Source organism: Arthrobacter sp. 35/47 (assembly GCF_000520475.1).
In the GTDB taxonomy this organism is placed as follows: Bacteria; Actinomycetota; Actinomycetes; order Actinomycetales; family Micrococcaceae; genus Arthrobacter_D; species Arthrobacter_D subterraneus.
Genome location: NZ_KI914620.1, coordinates 96,730 through 99,597 on the forward strand (window position 1 = coordinate 96,730; position 2,868 = coordinate 99,597).

The 2,868-nt window shown below is 67.8% G+C and carries 3 protein-coding genes; 1 reads left to right on the forward strand and 2 read right to left on the reverse strand.

All coding sequences use genetic code 11. The features are described 5' to 3' along the window. Together X803_RS22405 and dapD are read right to left on the reverse strand one after the other, a co-directional pair. A partial coding sequence (locus X803_RS22405) for a transglycosylase SLT domain-containing protein (protein WP_035779544.1) occupies positions 1-593 on the reverse strand: 593 nt, incomplete at its 3' end. 9 nt (positions 594-602) lie between these two features. Continuing rightward, a complete protein-coding gene (gene dapD / locus X803_RS0116590) occupies positions 603-1,577 on the reverse strand; it encodes a 2,3,4,5-tetrahydropyridine-2,6-dicarboxylate N-succinyltransferase (RefSeq protein WP_051470853.1) in 975 nt (324 codons plus the stop codon). Positions 1,578-1,773: 196 nt separating this feature from the next. Between dapD and dapE the strand changes: the two genes are divergently transcribed. Further along, positions 1,774-2,865: a succinyl-diaminopimelate desuccinylase gene (gene dapE, locus X803_RS0116595; RefSeq protein WP_026546010.1), complete on the forward strand. Its 1,092-nt coding sequence runs from the start codon at positions 1,774-1,776 to the stop codon at positions 2,863-2,865. The last annotated feature ends 3 nt before the right edge of the window (positions 2,866-2,868 follow it).

Genomic DNA, 2,868 nt, shown 5'->3' on the forward strand with positions numbered 1-2,868 from the left:
TTGCGCAGCACGCAGTTCAGCGAGGCGGGGGACTGGCCCGTCAGCGCCGACGCGAACGCCCGAGCTTCGGGTTCATGGTCCGCGTAGGCGTCCGGGTAGGCGCTGCGCTGCACCAGCTGTGCAGCCTCGGTGATGGGCAGGCTCTGGTAGCCCGGGACTGTGACCAGCGCGTCGTAGAAAGCGCCTGCGGCGTAGACAGGATCCAGAACCTGCTCCTGCGTACCCCAACCCTGGGAGGGGCGCTGCTGGAACAATCCACGCGAGTCCGGGCCTGCCTGGTCACCGTAGTTGAGGTTGCGCAGGCCGGACTCCTGCACAGCGGTGGCGAGGGCAATGGAGGCGGCGCGCGGGGGGAGACCGCGGCTGACGGCGACCCCCGCAATGGTGGACGCATTCATTGCCTGCTCGGGAGCCAACTCGTACGTGTCGGTACCGACGACGGCACTGCACCGTTCGCGCACCAGCACCTCGGAGGAATTCAACTGAGTGACGGCAAGGTAGGCGCCGCCGCCGACCACAGCCACGAGTCCCGTGAGAACGCCCGCTGTGCGGAGCCGGCGACGGCGTCGGGCCTGCGACTTGGTCTGCGGCATACCGGTTGCCTAGTTGGCGTGCAAGGCCGCGTTCAACGCGATTCCCTGACCCGACCGCTGACGTGCTTCGACGACGCCGCTGGTGGAGTTGCGGATGAAGAGGACGCCTGATTGCCCGGAGAGCTCGGCGGCCTTGACGACCGAACCGTCCGGAAGTGTCACCTTGGTTCCTGCGGTGATGTACAGGCCCGCTTCCACGACACAGTCATCGCCGAGGGAGATGCCGATGCCGGCCTGGGCGCTCAGCAGGCAGCGCTCACCGATGCTGATACGTTCCTTGCCGCCGCCGGAGAGAGTGCCCATGATGGACGATCCGCCGCCGATGTCCGACCCGTTGCCCACGACGACCCCGGCGGAAATGCGTCCCTCGACCATTGAATGCCCGAGCGTCCCGGCGTTGAAGTTCACGAAGCCCTCGTGCATGACGGTGGTGCCCTCCGCCAGGTGTGCGCCCAGACGGACGCGGTCGGCGTCCGCGATCCGGACACCGGAGGGCATTACGTAGTCAACCATGCGGGGGAACTTGTCCACGCCGTACACCACGACGGCGCCGCGGGAGCGCAGGCGAAGGCGGGTGGTCTCGAATCCGTTGACGGCGCAGGGCCCAAAGTTGGTCCACACCACGTTGGCGAGCAGACCGAAGATGCCGTCGAGGTTGATGGTGTTCGGCTGTACCAGCCGGTGGGAGAGCAAATGGAGCCGCAGGTAGGCGTCCGCCGCGTCAGTGGGGGCTTCATCGAGGCGTGAAGAAGTGGTCACTACCTCCTGGGTGACGCTGCGCAGCGCATCCGGAGCGGCGAGGGCCGCGAGCTCGGTGACCAGCGTTTCTGCCCCGGAATGACCGGCAGCTTCGCCTAGAACCGGCTGGGGATACCAGACGTCGAGCACCGTGCCGTCCTCGGCCAGGGTGGCAAGGCCCACGCCGGAAGCCGTCCGGGGGTCAGTTGCGGGTGAGGTCAGGGGAGCGGAAGCGGTTTCAGTCATGGCCTCCATTCTACCGAGTGGCACCCGCCGGCCTCCCACCCCTCGCTTCGCTCGCCGCGGTGGCCTCGGCCACTACGCGCTGCCGGCCTCCCACCCCTCGCTTCGCTCGCCGCGGTGCCCTCGGCCACTACGCGCTGCCGGCCTCCCACCCCTCGCTTCGCTCGGCGCGGGGCCCTCGGCCACTACGCTGGAACCCATGACTGACTCCGTGTTGACCCGCCTTGATCCCCGAGCCGACGTCGCCAAGCTCACCGCCGACCTCATCGACATCGACAGTGTCTCGGGCAATGAGCGGGTTCTTGCTGATGCGGTGGAGGACCTCCTCCGCTCGTGTTCGCATCTCGAGGTGATCCGGGACGGAGACTCGCTCGTCGCACGAACCTCGCTGGGACGGGCCGAGCGGGTGATCCTCGCGGGGCACCTCGATACGGTCCCGCTTCCGCGCGTACCGGGTTCCCGCGGCACTGTCCCCAGTTCATGGGACGGCGAGGTTCTCTACGGCCGGGGGGCCACGGACATGAAGGGCGGCGTCGCGGTGCAGCTGGCACTGGCCGCCGCGTTGACGGAGCCCACCCGGGACATCACCTACGTCTTCTACGACCACGAGGAAGTCGAGGCGGCGCTCAGCGGTCTCGGCCGGCTCGTCGAGAAATATCCCGCCTGGCTCGTGGGCGACTTCGCCGTGCTGCTCGAACCGACTGACGGGACCGTTGAAGGCGGCTGCAACGGCACCGCCCGGTTCAACGTCACGACGACGGGCCGGGCAGCACACTCAGCCCGCGCCTGGATGGGCGAGAATGCGATCCACAAGGCGGCGGAGGTGCTGGTGCGTTTGAGGGACCACGAGCCCGCAACCGTGTCCGTCGACGGTCTCGACTTCCGGGAAAGCCTTAACGCCGTCCTGATCAGTGGCGGCACCGCCGGAAACGTCATTCCGGACCGCGCCGTGGTTGAGGTGAACTACCGGTTTGCCCCGGACAAAACGCCGGAGGAAGCGGAGGAGTACGTCCGGCAGCTCCTCCATGGTTTCGACGTGGAGCGGACCGACGCCGCTGCCGGGGCCCGTCCCGGGCTGGACCATCCCGCCGCTGCTGCTTTTGTCCAGGCGGTGGGCGCCGAACCGAAACCCAAATACGGCTGGACCGACGTCGCACGATTCAGTGCGCTGGGAGTGCCTGCCGTGAATTTCGGTCCGGGTGACGCCCTGCTGGCCCACTCAGATGACGAGCACGTGCACGCCGAAGCGATCCGCGCCTGCCTTAAGGCGTTAAACGACTGGCTCGCCTGAAGC